At 45.3% G+C, this 26634-nt stretch carries 20 protein-coding genes; 14 read left to right on the top strand and 6 right to left on the bottom strand.

Annotated features, from left to right (window positions below; translation table 11 throughout):
- The first annotated feature begins 65 nt into the window (after window positions 1-65).
- From L1D60_RS15480 to L1D60_RS15415, 14 genes are all read left to right on the top strand, one after another.
- A complete protein-coding gene (locus tag L1D60_RS15480; protein ID WP_239841912.1) occupies window positions 66-1607 on the top strand; it encodes an AAA family ATPase in 1542 nt (513 codons plus the stop codon).
- A 69-nt stretch (window positions 1608-1676) separates the two neighbouring features.
- Entirely contained in the window at window positions 1677-2516 is an 840-nt protein-coding gene (locus L1D60_RS15475; RefSeq protein WP_239841911.1) for a Dam family site-specific DNA-(adenine-N6)-methyltransferase, read from the top strand.
- A gap of 220 nt (window positions 2517-2736) precedes the next feature.
- On the top strand, window positions 2737-3411 hold the full coding sequence (gene rpe, locus L1D60_RS15470; protein ID WP_032550011.1) for a ribulose-phosphate 3-epimerase: 675 nt from the start codon (window positions 2737-2739) through the stop codon (window positions 3409-3411).
- A 118-nt stretch (window positions 3412-3529) separates the two neighbouring features.
- On the top strand, window positions 3530-4216 hold the full coding sequence (locus tag L1D60_RS15465) for a phosphoglycolate phosphatase (RefSeq protein WP_239841910.1): 687 nt from the start codon (window positions 3530-3532) through the stop codon (window positions 4214-4216).
- Between the two features lie 175 nt (window positions 4217-4391).
- Window positions 4392-5408 (top strand): tryptophan--tRNA ligase, encoded by a 1017-nt coding sequence (trpS, locus tag L1D60_RS15460; protein ID WP_239841909.1) that lies wholly within the window; start codon window positions 4392-4394, stop codon window positions 5406-5408.
- A gap of 588 nt (window positions 5409-5996) precedes the next feature.
- Entirely contained in the window at window positions 5997-7100 is a 1104-nt protein-coding gene (locus tag L1D60_RS15455) for a porin (protein WP_239841908.1), read from the top strand.
- Between the two features lie 21 nt (window positions 7101-7121).
- The gene (locus L1D60_RS15450) at window positions 7122-10361 is read left to right on the top strand and encodes an ExeM/NucH family extracellular endonuclease (protein ID WP_239841907.1); all 3240 of its coding nucleotides are present in this window, start codon (window positions 7122-7124) and stop codon (window positions 10359-10361) included.
- 113 nt (window positions 10362-10474) lie between these two features.
- Window positions 10475-13849: an ExeM/NucH family extracellular endonuclease gene (locus L1D60_RS15445; protein ID WP_239841906.1), complete on the top strand. Its 3375-nt coding sequence runs from the start codon at window positions 10475-10477 to the stop codon at window positions 13847-13849.
- A gap of 47 nt (window positions 13850-13896) precedes the next feature.
- Window positions 13897-14781 (top strand): endonuclease, encoded by an 885-nt coding sequence (locus L1D60_RS15440; RefSeq protein WP_239841905.1) that lies wholly within the window; start codon window positions 13897-13899, stop codon window positions 14779-14781.
- 147 nt (window positions 14782-14928) lie between these two features.
- A complete protein-coding gene (locus tag L1D60_RS15435) occupies window positions 14929-15507 on the top strand; it encodes an aminodeoxychorismate/anthranilate synthase component II (protein ID WP_239841904.1) in 579 nt (192 codons plus the stop codon).
- Between the two features lie 380 nt (window positions 15508-15887).
- Entirely contained in the window at window positions 15888-17099 is a 1212-nt protein-coding gene (locus tag L1D60_RS15430) for an aspartate aminotransferase family protein (RefSeq protein WP_239841903.1), read from the top strand.
- A gap of 109 nt (window positions 17100-17208) precedes the next feature.
- Window positions 17209-18228 (top strand): arginine N-succinyltransferase, encoded by a 1020-nt coding sequence (gene astA, locus L1D60_RS15425; protein ID WP_239841985.1) that lies wholly within the window; start codon window positions 17209-17211, stop codon window positions 18226-18228.
- A 32-nt stretch (window positions 18229-18260) separates the two neighbouring features.
- Complete coding sequence (astD, locus tag L1D60_RS15420) at window positions 18261-19718, top strand: succinylglutamate-semialdehyde dehydrogenase (protein ID WP_239841902.1); 1458 nt, start codon at window positions 18261-18263, stop codon at window positions 19716-19718.
- Between the two features lie 203 nt (window positions 19719-19921).
- Window positions 19922-20713, top strand: a complete 792-nt coding sequence (locus L1D60_RS15415; RefSeq protein ID WP_239841901.1) for a DUF1338 domain-containing protein — start codon at window positions 19922-19924, stop codon at window positions 20711-20713.
- A gap of 182 nt (window positions 20714-20895) precedes the next feature.
- On the opposite strand, the gene crp is transcribed toward L1D60_RS15415, so the two are convergent.
- The 6 genes from crp to L1D60_RS15385 all read right to left on the bottom strand — a co-directional run bounded on the left by crp (window position 20896) and on the right by L1D60_RS15385 (window position 26562).
- Window positions 20896-21528, bottom strand: coding sequence for a cAMP-activated global transcriptional regulator CRP (gene crp / locus L1D60_RS15410; RefSeq protein WP_004410522.1), 633 nt, complete (start codon window positions 21526-21528; stop codon window positions 20896-20898).
- A gap of 241 nt (window positions 21529-21769) precedes the next feature.
- Entirely contained in the window at window positions 21770-22639 is an 870-nt protein-coding gene (locus tag L1D60_RS15405; protein ID WP_032550028.1) for a phosphoribulokinase, read from the bottom strand.
- A gap of 77 nt (window positions 22640-22716) precedes the next feature.
- Window positions 22717-22929, bottom strand: coding sequence for a YheU family protein (locus L1D60_RS15400; RefSeq protein WP_239841900.1), 213 nt, complete (start codon window positions 22927-22929; stop codon window positions 22717-22719).
- A 92-nt stretch (window positions 22930-23021) separates the two neighbouring features.
- Window positions 23022-23999: a hydrolase gene (locus tag L1D60_RS15395; protein ID WP_239841899.1), complete on the bottom strand. Its 978-nt coding sequence runs from the start codon at window positions 23997-23999 to the stop codon at window positions 23022-23024.
- Between the two features lie 155 nt (window positions 24000-24154).
- Window positions 24155-24643 carry a TIGR02444 family protein gene (locus L1D60_RS15390; RefSeq protein ID WP_239841898.1) on the bottom strand — a complete coding sequence of 163 codons (489 nt, stop codon included), beginning with the start codon at window positions 24641-24643 and terminating at the stop codon, window positions 24155-24157.
- Window positions 24640-26562: an ABC transporter ATP-binding protein gene (locus L1D60_RS15385; RefSeq protein ID WP_239841897.1), complete on the bottom strand. Its 1923-nt coding sequence runs from the start codon at window positions 26560-26562 to the stop codon at window positions 24640-24642. Before L1D60_RS15385 ends, L1D60_RS15390 begins: the two co-directional genes overlap by 4 nt.
- Window positions 26563-26634: the final 72 nt, after the last annotated feature.

Below are 26634 nucleotides of genomic sequence, written 5' to 3'. Positions count from 1 at the left end.
TCTGAGCTGTTGTGGCTCAGAGTGACAATCTCGACGTTTGGTTGATTTGTCAGTAGGGAAGCCTAATGAGTTTGGCTCATGAATTAAGAGTATTGGAGTTAGAGTCTCAGGTTGAGCTGCTAGAGCGGTTACAACTCCTCACCAATTTTGGTTCAAACTTAGTCACTGTCGCGGGGCAACCCGGTTCAGGGAAAACATGGTTAGCACAACGCTACCTTGAGGCTTGGGCTACAGATAAAAATCAATGCCTACTATTTTGTCACCCCAATCAAGAAGACCAACAACACCGTGCGCTCATTCTGAGCCAAATTGTTTCCGATCCTCTTTTTAATCAACATGACTCTTTAAGCGATAGCTTGACGCGAATCCTTGATGGCGATTCGTGCGATGTCGTTATCGTGGTTGATAATGCCCACCGTTTATCGGAAGTGTTAGTGTCTGAGCTGTGGCTGTTGGTGCTCGAAGCGCAAAGCAACCCCCAATGGACGATTAATGTTGTTCTGTTTTCAGAAGCGGGACATTTAGATTCTCTGTTAACTCGTTTGAGTTATGGGCAAGAGCATAAACCCATTGATCTTGAGATTGAGCCTCTTTCAGAACAAGAGGCGCTGCAGTTTTTTGAGTCGCTGGTGGTGCGTTATGTTGAAGACGATATGGAAAATCGGGTACGAAGCGCATTTCGAAAAGCCGCGCCTCTACCGGGTGAGTTAATGGCTCTAGGAGAGTTAAAAGTGGAAAAAAGGATTATTATTCGCTCAATTATTGGCTCGCCAACCAACGTCGCAATTTTGGTTGCCTTACTTTTGGTTGTGATTGGTGGTGGTTACTGGTGGATGCTAAGTCAACCAACGCCAGACGACAAAGCTGAATCTCTGATTGCTCCTATTGAGCAGACCGCGATTCCTACCTTTGAAACCAAAGAGAGCAAAAGCGATGAGAACTTGGAAGATGTCACTGCGCCAGAGTCTGATGGTGGTGATAGTTATGTCGGTGCAGAGGATGATACGTCTTCTTTACCACCCGTTGTGGTTGAAGAGACAGTCAGCGTTGGGGCAGAGCAAGATACTCAGCAGCGCGTTGTTATTACATCAGACGTCGTTGATGCGCTTTTAGAAGGCAAGCCAGAGACGGTTGATACCCAAAACATTGATGATGCAGTAGAGGCAAACAGCTCTCCAAGCACTGAGCCTGTTGCTCCGTCACAAGCGGCACTAGAAGCTTCCAGTGATGATGAAGGCTCTGCTCGTGAACAAGCCGAGCTAGCAGCCCAAGAGGCAGCACAAGCCCCTGCGAAAACCATTACTTTCTCGTTTGCCAGAGATGAACTCAAAGCGTTATCACCACGAGCTTATACGCTGCAGTTAGGCGCAATGACTGAGCTTGAAGATGTTCAATCTTTTATTGAGCAGTACGATATTGTTGATGATGTTCGAATTTACCCAACAGTTCGAAATGATGTTGAGTGGTTTATTGTCACCTATCAAGATTATCCAACCATTCAAGTCGCGCGAGATGCGGTTGAATCCTTGCCAAAAGGCTTGCAAGCACTGGAACCTTGGGCAAAATCGATGAATCAGGTGCATCGAGAGATAGAACGTGCGAAATAACGCTGAGCTTCGCCTCAAAATATGTTACATTCCGCAGCCTTATTTTTGAGTTGATAGATAGAGCAGTAAATGAAAAAGCAGCGTGCCTTTCTAAAATGGGCTGGTGGTAAATATGGCCTAGTAGAAGATATCCAACGCCACTTGCCGCCTGCTCGTAAATTGGTGGAGCCATTTGTTGGTGCTGGTTCTGTGTTTTTGAACACGGATTATGACCAATACTTGCTGGCAGACATCAACCCTGATCTGATCAACTTATATAATCTCCTCAAAACCGATCCTGAGACCTATATTGCGGAAGCAAAACGCTGGTTTTGTCCTGAAAACAACCGCAAAGAAGCGTACTTAGATATTCGCGCTCAATTCAACGATACTGACAATGTGATGTACCGTTCTTTGGCATTTTTATACATGAACCGCTTTGGTTTTAATGGCTTATGTCGTTATAACAAGAAGGGGGGGTTTAACGTGCCGTTCGGTTCTTACAAAAAACCTTACTTCCCTGAAGCGGAGCTTGAGTTCTTTGCCGAGAAAGCCAAGAAAGCAACCTTTGTTTGTGAAGGCTACAGCGAAACCTTTAGTCGCGCTCGTAAAGGCTGTGTCGTTTATTGCGATCCTCCATACGCACCGCTATCAAATACCGCAAACTTTACCTCTTATGCAGGTAATGGCTTTTCACTTGATGACCAAGCTGCACTTGCTGATGTTGCTGAGAAAACGGCAATGGAGCGTGGTATCCCTGTATTGATCTCTAATCACGATACGACTTTGACACGTCGCCTCTATCACGGTGCCGATCTTAACGTTGTAAAAGTGAAGCGAACCATCAGCCGTAACGGTGCAGGTCGTAATAAAGTGGATGAGCTGCTGGCTCTGTTCCATGCAGAGAAAAACCAACCAGCTTCTGAGTAGCAACGCTTTACCGAGTCAATTGACAGATTGTTTCTACAGGTGGTGTTACTGACAACGGACTTGGCACTTTGATAAACAATTCCTTGGAACTGCTAGGATCTCTTTCATCGGTTAGGTAGAATTGCGCACCAGATAGTCTTGGGTTTGAGCCTTATATTTGTGTATGAGATGCCACCAAGGCGGTGATATTCGCATTTTACTCACTCTTAAGAGGTCTGGTATGAAAGATTTTCTAATCGCTCCATCTATTTTGTCTGCAGATTTTGCTCGTCTTGGTGAAGACGTAGAACGTGTTCTTGCAGCGGGTGCCGACGTTGTGCACTTTGATGTGATGGATAACCACTACGTACCAAACCTGACTTTTGGCGCACCTATCTGTAAAGCGCTTCGTGACTACGGTATTACCGCACCGATCGACGTTCACCTAATGGTTAAACCTGTCGATAACATCGTACCTGATTTCGCTAAAGCCGGTGCATCGATGATCACGTTCCACGTTGAAGCTTCTGAGCACATCGATCGTACACTACAGCTTATCAAAGAGCACGGCTGTAAAGCAGGCGTTGTATTAAACCCAGCAACACCGCTTTCATGCCTAGACTACATTATGGATAAAGTAGATTTGATTCTACTGATGTCGGTAAACCCAGGCTTTGGTGGTCAATCTTTCATTCCTCACACTTTAGATAAGTTGCGTGCGGTTCGTAAGATGATCGACGAATCAGGCCGTGACATCCGTCTTGAGATTGATGGCGGCGTAAAAGTAGATAACATTCGTGAAATCGCAGAAGCGGGCGCAGATATGTTTGTTGCGGGTTCAGCAATTTTCAATCAGCCTGATTACAAAGAAGTGATTGATGAGATGCGTGCAGAGCTTGCAAAAGTTAACGCATAAAAGTAGAACTAGGGTCTGTTGACCTAAACTAAAGAATTTAGATAAAGGGGCTGATTGGCCCCTTTTTTACGTCTTATTGCTCAACTCATAAGGCGAATACAAAAAATAGGAAAGTAAGATGTCATTAAGCTCAATAAAACTGATTGCCTTTGATTTGGATGGAACCTTATTAGATAGCGTGCCAGATCTTGCGGTTGCCGCGGACCAAGCGTGTCAGGCGATGGGATTCCCTGCAGTAAGCGAAGAGGAAGTACGTGATTATGTGGGCAACGGTGCCGATGTTCTTATCGGACGCTCCTTGAGCCGCAGTCTAACGGTAGATCCAAACCTAGAGTCAGAGCTGCTAAAGAAAGCGCGTATCTTGTTTGATGATTTCTACGAGCAGGGTGGGCATAAGCTAAGCCACCTTTATCCATCAGTAAAAGAGACCCTGGCAGAACTGCACAAAGCAGGCTTTACTATGGCGTTGGTAACTAACAAGCCGTCAAAGTTTGTGCCAGATGTACTAGTGCAACACGGTATCGATAAGTACTTTGTTGATGTGTTAGGTGGTGATTCGTTCCCAGAGAAGAAGCCGAACCCAGTAGCGCTAAACTGGTTGCTAGAAAAGCACAACGTAGAAGCTGACGAAATGTTGATGGTCGGTGATTCAAGTAACGACATCAAAGCGGCGAAGAATGCGGGTTGTCACTCGTTCGGTCTGACTTATGGCTATAACCACGGTGAACCGATCTCTGCATCAAACCCTGACTATGTGGCCGATAGTGTCGCGCAATTACTCGATGTTGTTCTCGTTTCAGCATAAAGCGTACAAAAGTTAGTTAAGCTACTGGCAAAATACTTGTCAATGAGTACACTGGATGAGCCGCACAGAAGAGCTGTGCGGCTTTTCTATTTTTAAGTTAAGAAGCTAGTCTGTAAGACGCAACGTTAAACAAACTGAGTTTAAAAGCTAGCAAGTAAGCAAAGGAATTAAAACCATGAGCAAGCCCATCGTATTGAGTGGTGTTCAACCATCTGGTGAACTAAGTATCGGTAACTACTTGGGTGCTCTACGTCAATGGCAACAGATGCAAGATGACTACGATTGCCAATACTGTGTTGTAGACCTTCACGCGGTTACGGTTCGTCAAGATCCGAAAGCGCTGCATGAAGCGACTCTAGACGCACTAGCAATCTGTCTTGCTGTCGGTGTTGATCCAAAGAAGAGCACGCTATTTGTTCAGTCTCACGTACCAGAACATGCTCAACTTGGTTGGCTTCTTAACTGTTACACACAAATGGGTGAACTGAGCCGTATGACTCAGTTTAAAGACAAGTCTGCACGTCACTCAAATGACGTAAACGTAGGTCTGTTTGATTACCCAGTGCTGATGGCTGCAGATATCTTGTTATACGGTGCTCACCAAGTGCCAGTAGGTAGCGACCAGAAGCAGCACCTTGAGCTAGCGCGTGATATCGCGACTCGATTCAACAACATCTACTCTCCTGAGCAGCCAATCTTCGAAGTGCCAGAACCGTATATCCCAACAGTGAATGCACGTGTAATGAGCCTGCAAGATGCAACTAAGAAGATGTCAAAATCAGATGATAACCGTAAGAACGTGATTACTCTTCTGGAAGAGCCTAAGTCGATCATTAAGAAGATCAACAAAGCGCAAACAGATGCGGAAACACCACCGCGCATCGCTCACGACTGGGAAAACAAAGCGGGTATCTCTAACCTAATGGGTCTGTACTCTGCAGCAACGGGTAAAACGTTTGAAGAGATTGAAGCGCAGTACCAAGGCGTAGAGATGTACGGTCCATTTAAGAAAGATGTCGGTGCCGCGATCGTAGAGATGCTAGAGCCAATCCAAGCGGAATACCGCCGCATTCGTGAAGATCGTGCCTACATGGACGCAGTAATGAAAGCGGGCGCAGAAAAAGCTTCAGAGCGCGCAGCAGTAACCCTGAAGAAAGCATATGAAGCAGTAGGTTTTGTAACTCGCCCATAGTATTTACGGACAAGAATTGTTGATTGGAAGCCCCTGCAATGCAGGGGCTTTTTTGTATCTAGTGGAATGTAATTTGCCAAATAATGCATGCACGTACTCAATATATAACTGCGGTAATTAATATATATATTTGTAAGCGCGCGTAATCAAAATCACCCTAGTTGTTATGTTATACCAATTATCTCAACTATAAAATTTAGCCTTATTAATAATTCACTTAACATCAACTTAAATAACTTTCTGAGATGTAGAGCAATATTTTAATAATTTAGATGAAATGCTCTATTGCACATCACCCATTCTGTTGAATTTATAATCAACCCCGTAATATCAGCGACATAAATGTGAAATGAACCTCATTTATGGTGTTTATCGCTTTATCTGGTTACATAAAAGTAAGAGATTACACAGGTTTAATATAAACAAGTAGGCTTGGCTACATCCAGAATCACTGTGGTGAATCTGTGCTTTTTCACGCGTAAATTTTAATCGAAATCATATTTATAAAATAAATGGTTGAAATTTTTTCGCGCTAACTGGCTTTGGAACGATATTCCATTACGAGTGTTGAATTTAAGGAAATAAGTGATGTTAAAAAGAAATGCAGTGGCGCTAGCTATTTCTTCTTTGTTTATGGCATCGGCAGTAAATGCCGTAACTATTTATGAAGATGAGAATGGTGACTTCGTAAAACTTTATGGTGAGGTCGGCGTTGGTGGTCATATTGGCGCTAACTACGAATACGGTGAGTTTTACGCAGACCAAACCTTCATTGATGACTCATTCGCAACCATGGGTGTGAAGGGCAAACAAGACAAGATGCACTATCGCTTAGAGCTGGATTATGAGCGTGAGAACTGGGAATACGGTTCAGGTGATATGGTTCTGGCGATCGACAAGGTCTTTATTGGATACGACCTGTACAAGAGCAAGAATCAAGAACACTACGTAGAGGTAGGTCTAACCGATACTGCATTTGATGATTACGACAAGTGGGGTGACTTCACTTTTGATACCACGGTTGAAACCGGCGAAGCGGGCGACCAAGACATGACCGTTAAGTACGAAGGTAAATACTTTGGCGCAATCAAAGTTGGCGCTTCGTACACCAACCGCGCTGAATCATCTTCTGGCTCTGAGCTTGGCGAAATAGTGAATGGTTACATTGGTTACTTTGGCGATCGCTTCTCTGTCGTTGCTGGTGCAGAAGGCCGCGGCGGTTCTGACGGAAAATCGAAATATGGCGAGCAGCGTCTGCTAGGTGCTGGTGCTCGCCTTGCGGTAACAGAAACTTTTCATCTTGGTGTTAATGCTTTCTATGAAGAAGAAGATATTGGTAGCTGCATTGTTGAAACACCGAATCCAGACACTGGAGTCCCTGAATGTACTCTGTACTCTGAGTATGAAACTCAAGAGAACAAGGGTTATCTAGCGTCTGCGAAATACCAGCTCACAGAACAGTGGGAATTCACAGCATCTTACAACGTTGAAGAGTATGAAAAATGGGCCATCAAAAACGCTGACCACATTGCAACAGGAGGTGTAGGCGATTACTACAGCTGGGGTGATGAGCGTGTATGGGGAACATTGGGTGTTAACTACCGACCAACTGGTTCGAGCATTATCGCATTTGAGTGGAACACTGGTGAAGCAGCTCAAGACGCTTACGCTTACGCTCGCGTTTACTTCTAATTAAATCAGAGAGATATCGAAATGAACAAAAAAATGACTCTACTCGCTGGTGCGATTAGTAGTGTGCTTAGTGGCGCGGCACTGGCTGATATTAATGATGTAATTATCACTGAGTATGTGGAATCGAGTGTAGATTCTTATGCAATTAACAGCGCTATTGAAATCACTAACTTCGGCACCTCAGATTTTACTTTTACAAATCATGCTTTGTATTACAGCAAGTATAACAACAAGGTTTTGAAGCCTGATGACAGCACTCCAGTATTAGAAAATGTAACTATTCCTGCGGGTAAGTCGATCATCGTTGTTGCTGATAATGCAACAAAAGATCTGAAAGATGCCGTAGCAGCGAATGGCGCGACAATTGTTTTTTCTGGTAGTCACAACGACCAAAATGGCGGTACAGCAATTGGCCATGACGCATTGAATTTCAATGGTGACGATGCAGTATGGATTGGCTCAGCGTCTGATCATACAAACGTGCATGACATTATTGGTGTTAATAGTTCTTGGGGGAAAGAAGTCACTCTGCGCCGCACTAATGATGCCAAATCCCCAGACTCTAGTTATGAAGCTCTGCATTGGGTAAACAAGGGGACGGATGTTTACACTGATTTAGGTCTTCCAACACTAGAGACCCCACCGCCGCCGCCGACACCGCCTGTAGATGTTACGATTTCAGAAGTCCAAGGTAATGGAATGTTTTCTCCTTTGATTGAAGAGGAGTATGGCAGTGATCTGAAGGATGACAAGGTATACGAGACAACGAAGAATTTTAAAGTGACAGCTCGTGTGGCGCATGTCCTAACAAGTGCTAATCAGGGAATATCGAAAGGTTTCTTCTTGTTCGATGATGATGAAGATCCAATGACATCCAATGGCTTATTTGTAAATTCTGAAAAAGCAACTAGCTCGATGCTTGGTCAAGAGATTACGGTTGTTGGTAAAGTGCGTGAGGAGTTAGGCCAAACTCAATTTGCTCTTGAAAAAGATGGTGAATGGAATGTGGTAAACAGTACTCCAGTCTTAACTCCTGCTGTTGAGCTTAAACGTCTTAAAGGCGACGGTGCTTCATTCGCTAAAACGCTAGAGCGTCACGAAGGTATGTTAGTGAAGCTTGTTGAAGATATGGACGATACTAAAACAGGCAATCAAGACATGCGCGTGACACGTGCATTTGCGTTCGACTTTGAGCTTTATCATAAAGAACAATATCGCAACAACATTGCACTTGCATATGAGGAACCCAACTTCCACCCGAACCAAAAGTATGTTGCAGGTAGCTTTGAATCTTTGGCAAAAATCCAGCAGAACAAAGATGCCACTTTATTTTTAGACAGTGCGACTGCGCCAAGTAACGGTAAGATCCCTTACTATCCACAATTTAACGATGACCCAAATAAATATCCGATTCGTATCAACGATGGCATCAAAAATGTAGAAGGTGTGATTACCTACAGTTTTAGCGAATATCGTTTGGTGCCAAAAGCTGACTTTGTCATGAAAGATACAGACATTACAGCTAATACCCCTCGTACTGTGGCGAATACTGATAAGAGATCACCTGACTACATGCTTCACAACATTGATGTTGAAGAGTCTTATGGTGACCACGGCTTTACAATTAAAGTCGCAACACAAAACGTATTGAATTACTTCAACTCACCATATGGCGGTTCAAGTAATTCATTCGGTGATAATCGTGGTGCAAAATCGCAAGAAGAGTTTGAGCGTCAAGAAGCCAAGATTGTAGAAGCAATCTTTAGCTTAAATGCTGATGTACTTGGCTTAATGGAAGTTGAGAACAATGGCTTTGGTGACTTTGGCGCAATTAAACAATTGCTGGCCAAAGTGAACGCTAAGTATGACGAAGAAGATTACAACAAACGCCATTACTCGACATCACAACACAACCGTTATGTATTTGTAGGTTTCGATAAGAACGGTGACACAGTCCTAGATGAGCAAGACACAATTGGTACTGATGTCATCACGACAGGCGTTATTTACCGTCCATCTAAGGTGTCTTTAGTATCAGGTAAAGTGATTCCAATGCCTGAACAGCACGCACCAATGATTGTTGATTCATCGGGTGCACCGATTGTCGACGACACTGGCGCTGTTCGTGAAAGTGGAGATAACTACCAGCGTAATACTGTGGCAGCAACGTTTAACGTGCTTAGTACAGGTAAACAACTAACGGTCGCGATCAACCACCTTAAGTCGAAAGGTTCAACTTGTTATGAAGACTGGGTTGGTTGGGAATCTTGGGAAGGTTTTGACCCAGTAAATGATGACGTTCGCAATGACGATTACCAAGGTTCTTGTGAGAACTTCCGTTCTGCAGCTGCGTACCATCTAGGTACTGAAATGGCTAAGATTGGCGGCGATCAAGTTGTGCTAGGGGATATGAACTCTTATGCGTTTGAAGACCCAATGTTGATTCTAACGGACAACCCGACAAATAAAGAAATTTACGCGTCAAGTTACACCTCTGTAGATGGCAAAGTGTTTGAGCTAGATGGTCAACAAATTACTAAAACGTTTGGCTACTTAAATGCCCTAAACCTGAAAACACCAGCAGGAAAAACGGCATGGAGTTACTCGTACAATACTGAGATTGGCTCTCTTGATCACTTACTGATCACACCTTCTCTTGAGAAGCGTTTAGTGGATGCTGTGGATTGGCATATTAATGCGCCAGAATCATCTCTATATGATTACAGCAACTATAAGAAAGCGTCAGACGAAGTGAGCAACCCGTTCTACGAACAGTCGCCATTCCGTTCTTCAGACCACGATCCTGCGATGGTAACGCTTGGTTACACCTATGGTGAAGCGGGTGAAACATCAGTGAAGATCGCAATTAAGAGTGGTCGTGCTGATATCGGTTTCCCTGTTTCCAAAGACGCTAAATCTGGTGACATCGCGGAAATTGCTATCTCTCCTCGCCCTGCGAACGTAGGTCTACCAAAGGTCACACTGAGCAAAGATGGCGAACAGACAGTTATGTTTGATGTCGCTGGTCTTGAGGCTGGTGAGTACACCTTTACGATGACTTTGAAGCGTGATGCAGTAAGTCGATCGGATTCTGCATCTCAAGTGATTGAGTCAAAATCAATGGCTACGGATATCGTTAAACGAGATTCAAGCAATGTTAAGCCAGTTACTGAATCATACGATGGTTCAGGTGGTAGCTTTGGCTTCGGCGCTCTGTTGTCACTGATTGGTCTTGGTTTCCTACGCCGCCGTCGTCAGTAATTGATAAAAGGGTTAGTAATTTTCACTAACCCTTTCTTTTGAGTAAAGCTAAGGAAACACTGTGTTGACTTGGCTGATATGGATATAAATTTGTTTACCTTTGAGGTTCAAACATGAAAAAAAGTTTAATAGCGATTGCTGTTGGTGCGGTTATTGCGCCTATGGCAAACGCGAATATCATCATCTCTGAGATCACTGAAGGCTCAGGGAGCAATAAGGCAATTGAAATCGCCAATGTCGGCTCATCTTCTGCCACTTTGGATGGCTATACGGTCGATCTTGCACCGAATGGTGGAGATTGGAACAGCAGCCAATCTTTGGATGGCGTGACGCTGGCTTCAGGGCAAACTTATGTCATTGTTAATGCAAGTGCGGCGGATGAATTAAAAGGTAAGGGTGACGTTGAGTCTACCGTAACTTACTTCAATGGTAACGATACTGTCGCTGTGCGAAACAATGGTACTGTTGTTGATATCGTCGGTGCTGGCGACGGCCAGGACTTTAATAAAGACGTTACATTACGAAGAACAGATATGTCTCCAAGTACAACTTACGACGCAAGTAAGTTTGAAGTTGTAGATATGAATGATTGGAGTGACTTTGGCAAGGTTGAGTTGGGTGGTGGTGCTGGTGAAGTTGTTATTACAGAATATGTAGAAGGCAGTTCCAACAACAAAGCAATCGAACTCTTTAACAATGGTTCTGAAGACATCGACCTAACCGGTTATAAATTAGTTCGTTATAAAGATGGTGACGAGAATCCATTGGATATGGTGATCTTTGACGGACAAATATTACCAGCGAAATCGGTATTGGTAGTTCTACATGACTCAGCAACTATCACTCTAGATGATGGCGTAAGCTCCATTAAGGGCGCTTTATATCACAATGGTGGTGATGCTGTTGGTCTCTTCAATGGTGACACATTTATCGATGTAGTAGGCGCCGTTCCAACAGCAAGTGGTTGGGGTAAAGATGTTACATTACAAAGAAATGGTACATCGCCGTCTGCGACTTACAATGAATCTGATTGGACAGAGCTAGCCACAGATACATTTGACGGCCTAGGTAAAGTCAACGGTTCAGTTAACCCAGACCCTGATCCAGATCCGGACCCATCACCAGATACATTGATCAGTCATCTTCAGGGGGATTCTTGGGCTTCTCCATATACAGACCCAGCCAACGGTAAGTTCATCTCGGATGAAGCCTTCACAGTAGAGGGTGTTATCACTGCGATTCAAAGTGAAGCGCTTGATGGTGATGTTGCGGTCGGCTTCTACATGCAAGATGAAACGCCAGACAGCGATCCGAAAACTTCTGATGGTATCTTTGTTGTCGGTGACGTGACCGGGCTGAGCATCGGTGACAAAGTTCAAGTAACAGGCCCAGTGCAAGAAAACTTTGGTTGGACACAAATCCCAGCAACGGCTATCAAAGCGGTTGGAACGGGTTCAGTGACGGCTGTTAATCTTGAGCAAATCTCTTCAGACTCTGAGTTTGACTTCACACTTGAACGTCATGAAGGCATGCTGGTTAACCTGACTTCGACGGTTGATATGCGCGTTTCACGCAGCTACAGCTTGGATGAAGGACCTAAGCGTTACAACTTAGTTCTAAGTCAAGGTAAAGCAAATGTTCATCCGAACCAAGCGAACTTCCCTGGTACTGACGAAGCAGCTAAAGCTGCGGACTGTAATGATGACGCACGCTTAGTGGTTGAATCGTTTAAGAAAGATACAGTTGGCGCTCCGGCTTGGTATCCAGATTTTGCTAAAACAGATATTGATCAAAACGGTTCAACCGAAGATTTCATCCGTGTTGGCGACCGAGCAAGTAACCTTCAAGGTGTGCTTGGGTACTCTTACTCAGATTACCGTTTCTACGTAACAGAAGAAGCGAACAACGATACTTTCATTGCACGTGGTAACAACCGTGACGTAGCACCTAAAGTTGATGAAGGTGACGTTCGTATCGCAACATTTAATGCCCAAGAGTATTTCAATAGTTTACAAGGTGGCGGTGAGAGCAATGATTTCTTAGCTCACGACGCGACGCCCGGTGCACAAGACTCAACGCAGTTTGATCATCAAACAGCAAAACTTGTGTCTGCATTAACTGCGCTTGATGCCGATATCGTTGGCTTGATGGACATTGAAAACAACGGTTTTGAAGAAAGCTCGGCGATTTCTTACCTAGTGACTCAGCTTAATGCTGATCTTCCAGAGGCTAAGCAGTACAACATTGCTAGCAGTGAAGGATTAACAACGGTAGGTGAGCTAGCGACAGCAAACTTTGTTATTTTCCGTCCGATCACCGTAGGTCTAGACTCACTACAAGTGATTCCAATGCCGAAACAAGAAGCTGAAAATGGTGAGTTTACGACTCAGCACGCAGCGGTTGTTCCAGTATTCTCATTTAAAGATCGTGAAGAGAAACTTGTGGTTGCAGTAAACCACTTTGCGGATAAGGACCAAGTTTGTCTAGAAGATACATCGGACGATGATCGCCAAGGCGGTTGTGAAAACCTACGTGTGTCTGCTGCGGATTATCTAGGCCAGAAGCTGGCTGAGATGGAAGGCGAAAAAGTCATTCTTGGTAGCCTAAATGCCTTCAATAACGAAGATGCAATCACAGTACTGACTGATCGTTCAGGCGCACCTGAAAGCTATGAGATCAAAACGGCTGAAAAAACCTTTATCGGTGACGAGTCTCTACACGAAGAAGGTGTGGTTGTTACTGATAGCTACGGTTTTGAGAACGTAATGGAGATTGTAGATCCAAATAGCTACAACGTAGTTCAAGGGGATGAGAATGGTAGCCTCGACTACATTCTGACTTCTGCGGGACTTAAATCGAAAGTTATTGGCGCAACCCATTGGAATATCAACGCAGGCGAATCTCAAACTCTGGACGCTAAGCACGAATTGGGTCAAGCCTACTCTGACTCGTTCCGCGCTTCAGGACATGATCCAGTAGTACTATCGATTGCCTTTGCGGGTAAACCAATTGATCCAGTTGATCCTGTGTTCCCAGATCCAGATCAGCCAGTACAACCGGGTACGCCAGTAGAACTTCCTGATGAGCCAATCAATGAGCCTCGTCCTGAGTCTCCGATTGGTGGCGCTACCTTTAACCACTTTGTTGATCTGACTAAATACTCAGACTCTGCTTACTTGAAAGTGGGTGATGAAGTGTCGGTGAGCTTCAACAATGCAACTCAAGCGTTTGTAGCAACCTCTTCAAATGTTCAAAAAGACGTGCTTGATCAGTTCGAGATTGCGCTGGGCTGGACGGAAGTCCCTATCTCTGGTTTAGAGATCGGTGACTACACAGTAACAACAGCTGTTGAAGGTAAAGTGATTGAAACGCAGCAAGTGTCTATTACTCAAATGAGTGACTCTGGCAGCGATGGTGGTTCATTTGGCCTAGGCGGTCTATTGAGCCTATTAGGACTTGGCTTCCTACGTCGTCGTTTTAACAAGTAACCTCATTGCATTAAGGAGTAGGGGCTTCGTTGTCCCTAATAAAAAGTATGAAAAAGACACTACTGACTTTACTTATTCCATGTGCATTCAGTGTTAATGCGGCATATGAACAAGCACATGATCCACACGTTGTCGGCACGCTACCTAAGGTAACTTGTCAAACCACGATTGTTGAGCCACCAGTTCCACCAGGTGAAGTGCACAACCCTGATGGGTACTACGACAGCGCATTGAATAAAACAGGCGATGAGCTGAAAGAAGCACTGAACAACATCATCTCAACAGGGATTACACAGCTCTCTTATGGCGATGTATGGGATGCACTTGCGACTACTGATGAAGATCCTAACAACAGCAGTAACGTAATTCTGATGTATACCGGTCGCTCACAGCTCAAAACATTTACCAGCAGCGGCAACAACGATGGTGATGCTTGGAACCGTGAGCATAGCTACCCTAAATCGAATGGTGAGTTCAATGACAGTCGTGCTGCGGCATATACCGACATTCACCACCTTCGCCCAACAGATGCGTCTATCAACTCTGAGCGCGGCAACCTAGAGTTTGATAATGGTGGTTCGCCAACTTCAGAGTCTCCGGAAGCGGGTAACTTAAAAGATGGCGATTCATTTGAGCCTCGTGATGAGGTGAAGGGTGACGTTGCTCGTATGATGTTCTACATGGCAACGCGCTATGAAGGCAAAGATACCAGCGATGTCTCTAACCCAGACCTTGAACTTGTGCCAAGCGTAACTAATAACGGCACTGCTTTAGGTAATGTTTGTGTACTTCTAGAATGGAATGAGCAAGATCCAGTGGATCACTTTGAATTTAACCGCAATGGCAAAATTCAAAAGATTCAGGGCAACCGTAACCCATTCGTAGATAACCCTCATTGGGTTGATACCATCTTCGAGAAAGATTGTAAGTAATCTAAGAAAAACGATATGAGGCGCCTAGTGCGCCTCTTCTTTATGGGGCTCGTTTAAATAGTAAATAAGTAGAAAGACTTGCCTTTCTAATCTCTTACTGCACAATACACATCCTATTGTTCTCTTCAATACGGTTACGATTTACGTATGTTACTTATCATCGACAACTACGACTCTTTTACCTACAACCTGTACCAATACTTTTGTGAGTTGGGTGCAGAGGTCAAGGTTGTGCGTAATGATGAGATTGATATCGCCGGCATTGAAGCGCTTAAACCAAACCACCTAGTGATCTCTCCTGGCCCATGTACGCCTGACGATGCAGGTATCTCGCTTGCGGCTATCGAGCACTTCGCGGGCAAATTACCTATCTTAGGTGTCTGTCTTGGTCACCAAGCGATTGCTCAAGTCTTTGGTGGTGAAGTCGTGAGAGCCAGACAGGTAATGCACGGTAAAACCTCTCCGATTCGTCACACTGGGAAGAGTGTTTTTCAAGGGTTGAATAACCCACTGACTGTTACGCGCTATCACTCCTTAGTGGTGAAGAATGGCACCTTGCCGGACTGTTTTGAACTGACATCTTGGACAGAATTTGAAGATGGCCTTATGGACGAAATTATGGGTTATCAGCACAAGACTTTGCCGATCGACGCAGTACAATTTCACCCTGAATCGATTAAAACAGAGCAAGGGCACCAACTACTGGCTAATTTTCTAGCCCGCTGAGTGTTTGAATCCTTCTGACACCGATCACTTTTTATAACATTTATAGATGTGAATACCGTTTTTTGTGTCTATGCAAAGTTATTCGCGTTATTTCCTCTCGATCCCCTCTCAGAGCTTGATCTGTCTGCATTTCTTGTTTGTTAAAGCACGTCTAAGTAAAAAAAGCTTCATAAAATAGATACGTTGATGCATAAATAGTCATAGGTAGTAACGTTCGCCTGGCTATTTAGCGTGGCGAAAGAATAATCTACTATTGAAAAGGTTAATTAAATGTAAATATAATGCTGCAGCAGGATGATGGCGAGACAAAATACCTTTGTCTCAGATATGAACCATTACGCTTATTTTGCGAAGCTTGCAGTATCGAGAAGGAATGTGTGATGACAGTGGAAAATAAAGTGGAACGTAGTCTATTTGATGAGGTCATGGTGCCTTGTTACAACCCTATGGAAATGATCCCAGTAAAAGGGGAAGGGGCACGCGTTTGGGATCAGCAAGGTCGTGAGTACATCGACTTCGCTGGTGGTATTGCGGTGAGCTGTTTGGGTCACTGTCACCCAGCGATGGTTGACGCTGTGACAGAGCAAGCAAATAAGCTGTGGCACCTAAGTAACGTTATGACTAACGAGCCAGCACTGCGTCTAGCGAAAAAACTAACAGACGTGTGTTTTGCAGAGAAAGTGTTCTTTGCAAACTCAGGTGCAGAAGCGAACGAAGCAGCACTTAAGCTTGCTCGTCGTTGGGCAGCAGACGTTCATGGTCCAGAAAAATCTGAGATCATTGCATTTAAACAGGGTTTCCACGGTCGTACATTCTTTACGGTTACTGTTGGTGGTCAAGCTGCATACTCAGATGGCTTTGGTCCTAAGCCAGGAGACGTAACGCACCTTCCGTACAATGATATCGAAGCACTAGAAGCGCATATCTCTGATCGTACTTGTGCTGTGATGATGGAACCTCTACAAGGCGAAGGCGGCATCATTTCTCCAACATCTGAGTTTGTAAACACGGTACGTGAGCTGTGTGATAAGCACAATGCACTGCTTATTTTCGATGAAGTTCAAACGGGTAACGGCCGTACTGGTAACTTCTACGCTTACCAAGGTTTGGGTGTTACACCGGATATCTTGAGCACGGCGAAATCACTAGGTGGTGGTTTCCCAATCGGTGCAATGCTAACGACCAATGAATTAGCGCCACATCTAAAAGTGGGTACTCATGGTTCAACTTACGGTGGTAACCCACTAGCATGTGCGGTTGCAGAAGCAGTTGTTGATGTTGTTAGCCAGCCAGACACACTTGAAGGTGTGAAGGTTCGTGAAGCGTTATTCCGTGATGGCCTAGCGAAAATTAATGAAAAATATCAAATCTTTAGTGAAGTTCGTGGCAAAGGCCTACTACTAGGTGCGGCTCTGAATGACGAATGGCAAGGCCGCGCGCGTGACGTATTAGTTGCTGCGGGTAAAGAAGGTCTAATGGTGTTGGTTGCGGGTGCAAACGTGGTTCGTTTCACACCATCACTTGTGATCACTAAGGAAGAAATTGAAGAGGGCTTAGCAAAACTAGATAAAGCAATTGCTTCGCTAGTATAAGCCTCAAGCGGCGTCATAGAAATGATCGCCACAAGAGCGATCTCATGACGCACAGCTCAAGGCCCAAGCTTAATGTTTTGGGCCTGTTTTGCATCTGGAGGGAATAATGATGCTTGTTGTACGCCCAATTAAATTATCTGATTACGATGCGCTACACACATGTGCGGTCGAATCAGGACATGGATTCACATCACTTCCGGTTAATGAAGAACTGTTAACCAATCGAATTACACACTCTGAATACAGTTTTGCCAAAGAAAACGTAACTGAGCCGGGTGACGAAGGTTACCTAATGGTAGGTTTTGACGTTGAAACTGGGGAAGTTGCTGGCACGACTGGTATTGAAGCCTCGATTGGCTGGGACGTGCCTTTTTACTCTTACCACATCAGTAAAGTGGTGCACTCGTCGCAACGACTTAAAGTAAATAACGTCGTTAAGCTACTGACATTTGGCAATAACTACACAGGTTGCAGCGAGATTTGTACACTTTTCTTACGCCCTGATTACCGTAAAGGTTTAAACGGTCGCCTAATGTCTAAGTGTCGTTTCCTATTAATGGCTGAGCACCCAGAGCGTTTCTCTGAAACCATTTTCGCGGAGATGCGTGGCGTGTCGGACGACGAAGGTAACTCTCCGTTCTGGCAGTGGCTACAAGAGCACTTCTTCTCAATCGACTTCACGCTGGCGGATTACTTAACGGGTATCGGTAAGAAAGGCTTTATCGCTGACCTTATGCCGAAACTACCAATTTACATCAACCTCTTGAGCCAAGAAGCTCAAGACGTGATTGGTCAAGTGCATGAAAAAACACGTCCAGCATTGAAACTGCTTGAGCGTGAAGGCTTTACCAACCGTGGTTATGTCGACATCTTCGACGCTGGCCCAACGGTTGAGTGTGACTTGCGTAATATTGAATCAGTTCGCCACTCGATTCGCGCTCAGGTTGAAATTAGTGAGCATGCAAGCTCTCAAGATTACCTGATTGGTAACACCTCATTTGAAAACTTCCGAGCGGTCGCTGCTAAAGGTGCTTATGACCAAGCGAGCGGTAAAGTGATTCTTGCGCCAAACGTGGCCGAGGCATTGGAAGTTAAAGAAGGCGATTTTGTTCGTATGTTGGCTCAATAGAGCTCGATGGTTAGTCAAAGAAGGATAGAAGTATGACTCAGTGGATTGCAGGGCAATGGGTAGCCGGTCAAGGCGAAGCGATGACATCAGTAAGCCCATACGACAACCAAGTAGTATGGAAGGGCGACAGTGCGACACCTGCTCAAGTTGAATCAGCGGTCGCTGCGGCGCGCGAAGCGTTCTTAACTTGGAAGAAACTTAGCTTTGCCGAGCGTGAAGCAATTGTGCTTAAGTTCGCGGAAAAAGTGAAAGAGAACAGCGAAGAGATCGCACAAATCATTGCTAAAGAGACGGGTAAACCAATCTGGGAAACTCGCACTGAAGCTGGTGCAATGGCAGGCAAGATTGCTATCTCAATTCGTGCATATCACGACCGTACCGGTGAATCATCACGTGAAGCTGCGGGCAACCAGATCGTTCTGCGTCACCGCCCTCTAGGTGTTATGGCAGTATTTGGGCCTTACAACTTCCCGGGCCACCTGCCTAATGGTCATATCGTGCCTGCATTGCTATCGGGTAATACAGTTGTATTCAAACCATCGGAGCAGACTCCGTGGACAGGTGAGTTTGCGATGAAGCTTTGGCAAGAAGCTGGCCTACCTGCCGGTGTAATTAACCTTGTTCAAGGTGCTAAAGAGACGGGTATTGCTCTAGCGGATGCGAAAGGCTTAGATGGCGTGCTATTCACCGGCAGTGCTAACACGGGTCATATCCTACACCGTCAGTTTGCTGGTCAACCGGGTAAGATGTTGGCACTAGAAATGGGTGGTAACAACCCTATGGTGATCAGTGAACACTTTGGTGATGTGGATGCAACGGTATACACCATCATCCAGTCAGCCTTCATCAGTGCGGGTCAGCGCTGTACGTGTGCACGTCGTTTGTATGTTCCATTGGGCGAGAAGGGCGATCAACTGCTCGATAGCCTAGTATCGGCAACTAAGAAGATTCGTGTCGATCAACCTTTCGCAGAGCCTGCACCGTTTATGGGTCCACAGATCTCAGAAGCAGCGGCTAAGTTCATTCTGGATGCACAAGCAAACCTGCAATCTTTAGGTGGTGTAAGCCTAGTGGAAGCGAAAGCGGGTGAAGCGGCATTCGTTACTCCGGGCATCATCGATGCAACCAATATTGCACAACTACCGGATGAAGAGTACTTCGGCCCACTGCTGCAGGTTGTTCGCTATGAGACATTAGAGCAAGCTGTTGAACTGGCGAACGATACTCGCTTTGGTTTGTCTGCAGGTCTGGTATCGACAGATGACTCAGAGTGGGAATACTTCGTAGATCATATCCGTGCCGGTATCGTCAACCGTAACCGTCAGCTGACAGGCGCAAGTGGTGATGCACCGTTTGGTGGTCCAGGTGCTTCAGGTAACCTACGTCCAAGCGCTTACTACGCAGCGGATTACTGTGCATACCCAATGGCATCGATGGAAGGCGGTGAGACTCAGCTTCCAGCGATATTTAGTCCTGGTATCGAACTGTAATCATTCATCATCACTAACAACGTAAACCATCAATTGGAGGCAGGGAAGTTTGGCCTCCTTTTGGATTACTCGCAGGGCGTCTGACTCCGCGAGATATAATTATAAATAAGTATGTCACAAGCTGATGGCTGCTGACTTTTTGTCGCAGCCTCTCATTTTCTAATCCAATCCTCTAGCTTGCTAGAACCCGACAAGGAGTCACCATGACACCCGATCTACTGTTCAAATCCCTGTGGGAAGACTATATCGAACGCCTCTGCCCATCCGCTGAGAAGGTACATCAGCTGTTGAAAGAAGAGGAAGACCTCATTAATGATCACATCGCGCTGCGTACATTTAATGTCGCACCTTTGGGGATTGATACGCTGGCTAAACCCTTCTTGGCACTTGGCTATAAAGCGTGTGGTGACTACGTGTTTGAAAGCAAAAAGCTAGTGGCTAAGCACTTTGAACATCCAGATCCAAACCAACCAAAAGTGTTCATCAGTGAATTGAAAGTAGAAGAGTGTTCTTCTGAGCTACAAGCGATTGTTGCGAAGTTGGTGGCGCAGGTAGATGCAAGCAAGCTAGAAGGTCACGACTTCCTATTCGGTGGTCGCTTATGGAACTTGGATTTCCAAGATTACAAACAACTGGCGACAGAGAGCGAATACGCTTCTTGGTTGGCGGCGCACGGTTACGGTGCTAACCACTTTACCGTGAGTGTGAATCAGCTAAATGAGTTCACCGAAGTACAAGCTGTGAATGATCACCTGAGTGCGTCTGGCTTTACAATCAACAGTGTCGGTGGCCAAGTAAAAGGCTCTCCAGAGGTTCTACTAGAGCAATCATCAACAATGGCTGACAAAGTTAAGGTTGAGTTCTCAGAAGGGGTAGAGTTGGTTCCAGGTGGTTTCTATGAGTTTGCTAAGCGCTACCCAATGGCCAATGGCGAGCTTTATACCGGATTTGTTGCTGCTTCAGCGGATAAGATCTTCGAGAGCACTAACGGATAATTGAAGCTACGAGCACGGGGTTGCCCTAGAGATTCGGGTACGCTTCGCTTCGAGAAAGTTTACAAGGCGAGAGCCTGATGTGTTTCATTCGTATCTCGTATCTCGTATCTCGTATCTAGATAAAGAAAAAGCCACTAAATTTGCATTTGGTGGCTTTTGAATTTTTGCTCGGTCAATCGAGATTAACGAGTACCGTAAACCACAATAGTTTTACCGTGAGCAGAAATTAGGTTTTGCTCTTCTAGCATCTTCAAGATACGACCTACAGTCTCACGTGAACAGCCAACAATCTGACCAATCTCTTGACGAGTGATCTTGATTTGCATGCCGTCTGGGTGAGTCATCGCATCAGGTTGTTTCGCTAGGTTTAGTAGCGTTTGTGCGATACGACCAGTAACGTCAAGGAACGCTAAGTCACCAACTTTTTGGCTGGTTACTTGAAGACGGCTAGCCATTTGCGCAGAAAGGCGCATCAGGATGTCTGGGTTCACTTGGATAAGTTGACGGAATTTCTTGAAAGAAATCTCTGCAACTTCACAAGGAGATTTTGCACGAACCCATGCAGTTCGCTCTTGGTCTTCTTCGAATAGACCAAGTTCGCCGATAAAGTCGCCTTGGTTTAGGTAAGAAAGAATCATTTCCTTACCTTCTTCGTCTTTGATAAGAACTGCCACAGAACCCTTAACGATGTAGTACAGGGTCTCTGCCTTTTCACCAGCGTGAATCAGAGTACTCTTTGAAGGGTACTTATGAATATGACAGTGTGAAAGGAACCACTCTAATGTTGGATCGGTTTGAGGTTTACCTAGAACCATAATATCTCACTTCCTCTGCAGGGTATGCTTGCCGCTTTCCATATTTTAGCTAAGCCTGAATTTGACTTCTTAGGATAAGAGCACTTGTTCTGTGCTGCAAGCTATCTTGTGTTTCGGTTAAGAATAGTATCCTTTTTCAGTCACTATTTCTTGATTTTAATCGTGACCAAGCTACGATTTTTTACGCAAAATTGTGCACATGATCACGGTATGAAAAGTAATCAACCAGAATGCTATTCCGTTAGCCAATTTTTCCCGTTTCGATGAGCTGTTGTAAGATAGGTCTCACGATGAGCTCCATAGCAAAGCTCATTTTCCCACCTGGCACAACAAGCGTGTTATGACGTGACATAAATGAGCCATCAATCATAGCGAGTAGATACGGGAAATCGACGTTTTTGATACCACGCAAACGAATAACTACAAAACTTTCGTCGAGGCTAGGGATGCCTTTTGCATTAAGTGGGTTAGAGGTATCAACAGTCGGAACTCGCTGAAAATTGATATGAGTGCGCGAAAACTGTGGAGTGATGTAGTTGAGGTAATCATCCATAGAGCGAACAATGGAGTCCATCACTGCTTCACGGGAATGCCCACGATCGCGTGTGTCTCGGACGAACTTCTGAATCCACTCTAGGTTTACGATGGGTACCATGCCAATCAGCAGGTCAACGTGCTGTGATACGTTGACGTCGCCATCGACGACACCACCATGTAAGCCTTCGTAAAACATCACATCCGAGTTTTCAGGGATCTCTTGCCACGGAGTAAAGGTACCTGGCATTTGATTGTAAGGCACCGCTTCGTCAAAGGTGTGCAGGTAGCGTCGGACTTGCCCTGTACCTTCGTTGCCATATTGACGAAAGAACTCTTCAAGCGCACCAAAATCATTGGCTTGCGGGCCGAAGTAACTGATGTGCTTGCCTTGCTCTCGAGCTTTACGGATCTCGACATCCATTTCTGGACGAGTAAAGCGGTGGAAACTATCGCCTTCAACCCAAGCAGCCTTTACGTCCATCATGTTGAACATTTTTCGGAAGGCTTCTGAGGTGGTGGTGGTTCCGGCTCCTGAAGAACCCGTAACCGCAATAATTGGATGTTTAGCGGACATGACAACCCTTGTCGTTAGAATAACTTACTTGTTAGCAATCGTTTTCCACTATAACACGGCTATTTTTTTATGGCAGCCTAGAAGCGTTTAGTGAGTTGGATATCGACGGTTTCATGCAGCTCAGAAAAAACAATACTCGCTTCCCCTGATTGCAGTTGCTGTTTCACTTGGTCGATTTTGGATTGCAGTGAGATCTCAACATCACCGTAGTCGGTGCCTTCTCTGAGCACGAACTCTTTGATCAGATTGTCTAGAGTTTCAGGCGCGATGTCTTGCCATGGAATGATCATAAATACATCTCTCTTTTATGTTCATGGGTATGTGTTTGTAAAGGTGAATGAGTGCAGCATAGCCGCTGTCAATTTACCTTATTGTGGCGCTATTATGCCGAATCCTGAATACTTTCATAGTAGGCAGGCAGTGCTTCTTCTAACCAAAACTTAGGGTTAAAGGTACTGCCTGTAATAAAGCCCACATGTCCGCCTTTCTGAAACAGTCGGTAATCAATGTTATCTGGCAGAATGAACTTAGGAATCACATCATCGGTCATGAAAGGATCGTCTTTGGCATGAATGATCTGCGTGGGCAGCTTGATGCGATTAAGCTTCGGCAACGCAGAACATTGCGCATAGTAGTCTTGAGCATTCTTAAATCCATGTAGAGGTGCTGTGATCAAATCATCAAACTCATACAGTTTCTCGATCTTCTTGATCGTATCTGCTGTGATGCCTAATTTTTCTGAAAGCAGCTTCTCTTTCTTGAGTGCGTTGGATTTTAGTGAGTTCAACAAGTACTTCTTGTAAACCTTAGAGAACCCTTTTTCGATTCGACTTGAGCAACTGGCAAGATCAAACGGCGCTGAGACGATAGTGGCCGCAGAGAGCAGAGGATCATCGGCGTATTCAGCCAGATAGTTGGCTAACATGTTACCGCCTAAAGAGATACCGACCGCCACTTTAGGATTATTAGGAAACTGAGCATGCAGGTTTCTTAAGAAAAAGCGTGCGTCTTCCACTTCGCCTGAGTGGTAAGCACGAGCTAGACGGTTGGGCTTACCGCTGCAGCCACGAAAATGCATCATTACCGATAACCACCCATCTTCAGCGAAGGCATTCATAAGGCCATTAGCGTAAGGGCTTTCAAAGCTGCCCTCAAGACCATGAAATAGTACGAAAATTGGCTTGCGGTCTAGACCTTCATTGCTTGGGTCTTCGCTCCATGCGAGATCGAGAAAATCATGGTCGGGTGTTTCCAATGTTTGCCAATGAGGGTGGAACAACGCCTGCTTGCGAATAAACCTAGGGACTAAGGTTTGAAGGTGGGGGTTAGATAGGCCAGTCGCAGCGGTAAAAATTGTCATAGTAGAGGTTCCATCATTCTCTGGGGCTGAGATATCACTCGCGTTTCTCTTTGAGCTTGGTCTATCTTGGCGAGCTGTGCAAGTGGTGAGTGATGAGTGTTGACCAAGAATTGACGTAGCTAATGCATTGAAACTTAAGTGCAGTAGCGTGATGTCTAGTTTATTACTCTGTGTTCTTCCGGTGCCAATGGCTCTGAAAAGAACTCATAAAGTGACTCGGCGGAGAGTAGGCGGCAGTACTGCAATACCAAGGGTATATCGGTGTTCAATGTTAGAGGAAGACCATTGATACAGTCGACAAGGTCAGATTGTTGCTGCTTTTCTAGCTGAAGTTCGAATTGCAATGCTTCTCTATAAAGTGAGTCGACTACATGAGGTTTGAGATGTTTGCGCAGTTCTCGATAGCTAAGAAGCAGCGACTCTGAACGACCTAAGCATTGTTGAATGTGATGCCATTCAGTTTTTTCGAAAGCCATCTGTTGCTCATCTAGCCATTTGAGGAGCAACAGTAGGTTTACATTGCCATGATATTGGTTTTGTAGGGCTAGGCATGCATCTTTGACGCCACGAGCACTATAATAACTGAGGCTAAATTGCCAAAGTCTCTCTAGTGTTAGTGTGGTTGACGCATGCTCTGAACTCATAAGTTTTCCATATCCTGTTCCATCTGCTCAAGCTCTTCTTGAACAGACATCCACTCCATTTCAACCTCTTCAAGCTGAGATTTACTTGTTGCTTGGAGCGCGAGTACTTGATTAAGTTTAGCTTTGTTTTCGGCTTCATACAGAGAAGTATCAGACAATTGCTGCTCAGCGTCTTCAAGATCGGCTGTGAACTTGTCCATCTGCTTCTCGAACTGAGTCAGCTTTTTACGCAGTGGCGCTGTTAGTTTTCTAAACTCTGCCTCACGACGTTTCTGCTCTTTCTTTGCCGCTGCGCTATTGGCACCATCTTTAGCAGGAGCTTGCGCTTGAGCCTCTTTACGCTCGAGTTTTTGCTGATCAGTCAGCCACTTGTAATAGTCGTTGAGGTCGCCGTCAAAAGGTGCAACTTGGCGGTCATGCACTAGATATAGGTCATCGGTAGTTGCACGCAGTAAGTATCTGTCGTGCGATACAATCACCATTGCGCCCTCGAAGGTTTGCAACGCCATGGTTAACGCTTGACGCATGTCGAGATCCAAGTGGTTGGTTGGTTCATCGAGTAGCAGTAAGTTCGGCTTTTGCCAAACCAGCAGAGCCAGTACCAAGCGAGCCTTTTCACCACCAGAGAACGGTGCGACCTTATCAAGTGCTTTATCACCTTGGAAACCAAAGCTACCTAAGTAATCACGCAGTTGTTGCTCCGTATGCTTCGGTGCAATCTGCATCATGTGTTGCAGCGGCGTCTCTTCTGGGTGCAGTGTCTCTAATTGATGTTGTGCAAAGTAGCCGATTTTTACACCCTGCGAATAGCTCAGCTCACCCGCTTGTTGTTTCAGTTCACCAGAAAGCAGCTTGATCAGCGTCGATTTACCCGCACCGTTACGGCCGAGTAGACCAATGCGACTACCAGGAACAAGGTTCAAGCGGATCTTTTCTAGGATCAGGTTATCACCGTAGCCTGCGGATACTTCATCCATCATCAAGATAGGGTTTGGCAGAGCATCAGGTTCTCTAAATTCAAAGCTGAATGGGTTGTCGAATTGAGCTGGTAACACTTGCTCCATCTTTTCGAGCGCTTTGATACGGCTTTGTGCTTGGCGAGCCTTAGAGGCTTTGTAGCGGAAGCGGTCGATGTAGCTCTGCATGTGCGCCATCTGCTTTTGCTGCTTCTGGTACATCGCTTGTTGCAGTACTAACTTCTGGGCACGTTGATTCTCAAATGATGAGTAGTTACCTGTGTACTCGTTGAGCTTCTGGTTCTCAACGTGAACAATGCGATTGACGATTGGGTCTAGGAAGTCCCTATCGTGCGAGATTAGGATCAATGTGCCAGGGTAGGTTTGCAGCCAACGCTCTAGCCACATTACGGCGTCTAAATCCAAGTGGTTGGTCGGTTCATCAAGCAATAGTAAGTCACTGCGGCACAATAGCGCTTGTGCTAGGTTTAGACGCATACGCCAACCACCAGAGAACTGGGTCAGATTCCAACTCATCTGATCTTGGCTAAAGCCTAAGCCGTCCAAAAGTTCTGCGGCTCTTGCTTTGATGCTGTAGCCACCAATGGTTTCTATTTTTCCGTGAATCTCAGCAACAAGGGTACCGTTGTCCGCTTGCTCTGCTTTAATCAGCTGTTCTTCTAGACCGCGATATTCACGATCGCCATCAATTACGTACTCTATTGCGGTTCTCTCGAGTGCCGGCGTTTCTTGAGCAACCCATGCCAGCTCCCAGTGTGCTGGTTTACTGAATGATCCGGCATCAATTGATAGTTCGTCTTTGATAAGAGCGAACAGTGTGGACTTACCACAACCGTTTTTACCGACTAAACCCACCTTGTCGCCAGGGTGTAGAGTCGCAGATGCTTGGTCAAGCAGAGGTTTACCGCCGCGCAGTAGTTGAATATCCGAGAAAGTAATCATAGAAATCGCAATGAATTAAGAGGTGAACAGACGCCTGCATAGTAGGCGGAAACCAGATAAAAGTCGATCACA

The sequence above is a fragment of the Vibrio sp. Isolate30 genome (genome assembly GCF_022397975.1).
GTDB classification, from domain to species: Bacteria; Pseudomonadota; Gammaproteobacteria; order Enterobacterales; family Vibrionaceae; genus Vibrio; species Vibrio fortis.
This window is presented reverse-complemented; position numbering and strand designations above follow the sequence as displayed.

What these genes read in the sequence shown, in the direction of transcription:
- L1D60_RS15400 (WP_239841900.1), bottom strand. Translation starts at nt 22,929, where the DNA reads ATGATCATTCCATGGCAAGACATCGCGCCTGAAACTCTAGACAATCTG.
- astA (WP_239841985.1), top strand. Translation starts at nt 17,209, where the DNA reads ATGCTTGTTGTACGCCCAATTAAATTATCTGATTACGATGCGCTACAC.
- L1D60_RS15440 (WP_239841905.1), top strand. Translation starts at nt 13,897, where the DNA reads ATGAAAAAGACACTACTGACTTTACTTATTCCATGTGCATTCAGTGTT.
- L1D60_RS15465 (WP_239841910.1), top strand. Translation starts at nt 3,530, where the DNA reads ATGTCATTAAGCTCAATAAAACTGATTGCCTTTGATTTGGATGGAACC.
- L1D60_RS15395 (WP_239841899.1), bottom strand. Translation starts at nt 23,999, where the DNA reads ATGACAATTTTTACCGCTGCGACTGGCCTATCTAACCCCCACCTTCAA.
- L1D60_RS15385 (WP_239841897.1), bottom strand. Translation starts at nt 26,562, where the DNA reads ATGATTACTTTCTCGGATATTCAACTACTGCGCGGCGGTAAACCTCTG.
- astD (WP_239841902.1), top strand. Translation starts at nt 18,261, where the DNA reads ATGACTCAGTGGATTGCAGGGCAATGGGTAGCCGGTCAAGGCGAAGCG.
- L1D60_RS15415 (WP_239841901.1), top strand. Translation starts at nt 19,922, where the DNA reads ATGACACCCGATCTACTGTTCAAATCCCTGTGGGAAGACTATATCGAA.
- crp (WP_004410522.1), bottom strand. Translation starts at nt 21,528, where the DNA reads ATGGTTCTAGGTAAACCTCAAACCGATCCAACATTAGAGTGGTTCCTT.
- L1D60_RS15390 (WP_239841898.1), bottom strand. Translation starts at nt 24,643, where the DNA reads ATGAGTTCAGAGCATGCGTCAACCACACTAACACTAGAGAGACTTTGG.
- trpS (WP_239841909.1), top strand. Translation starts at nt 4,392, where the DNA reads ATGAGCAAGCCCATCGTATTGAGTGGTGTTCAACCATCTGGTGAACTA.
- L1D60_RS15455 (WP_239841908.1), top strand. Translation starts at nt 5,997, where the DNA reads ATGTTAAAAAGAAATGCAGTGGCGCTAGCTATTTCTTCTTTGTTTATG.
- rpe (WP_032550011.1), top strand. Translation starts at nt 2,737, where the DNA reads ATGAAAGATTTTCTAATCGCTCCATCTATTTTGTCTGCAGATTTTGCT.
- L1D60_RS15405 (WP_032550028.1), bottom strand. Translation starts at nt 22,639, where the DNA reads ATGTCCGCTAAACATCCAATTATTGCGGTTACGGGTTCTTCAGGAGCC.
- L1D60_RS15480 (WP_239841912.1), top strand. Translation starts at nt 66, where the DNA reads ATGAGTTTGGCTCATGAATTAAGAGTATTGGAGTTAGAGTCTCAGGTT.
- L1D60_RS15430 (WP_239841903.1), top strand. Translation starts at nt 15,888, where the DNA reads ATGACAGTGGAAAATAAAGTGGAACGTAGTCTATTTGATGAGGTCATG.
- L1D60_RS15435 (WP_239841904.1), top strand. Translation starts at nt 14,929, where the DNA reads ATGTTACTTATCATCGACAACTACGACTCTTTTACCTACAACCTGTAC.
- L1D60_RS15445 (WP_239841906.1), top strand. Translation starts at nt 10,475, where the DNA reads ATGAAAAAAAGTTTAATAGCGATTGCTGTTGGTGCGGTTATTGCGCCT.
- L1D60_RS15475 (WP_239841911.1), top strand. Translation starts at nt 1,677, where the DNA reads ATGAAAAAGCAGCGTGCCTTTCTAAAATGGGCTGGTGGTAAATATGGC.
- L1D60_RS15450 (WP_239841907.1), top strand. Translation starts at nt 7,122, where the DNA reads ATGAACAAAAAAATGACTCTACTCGCTGGTGCGATTAGTAGTGTGCTT.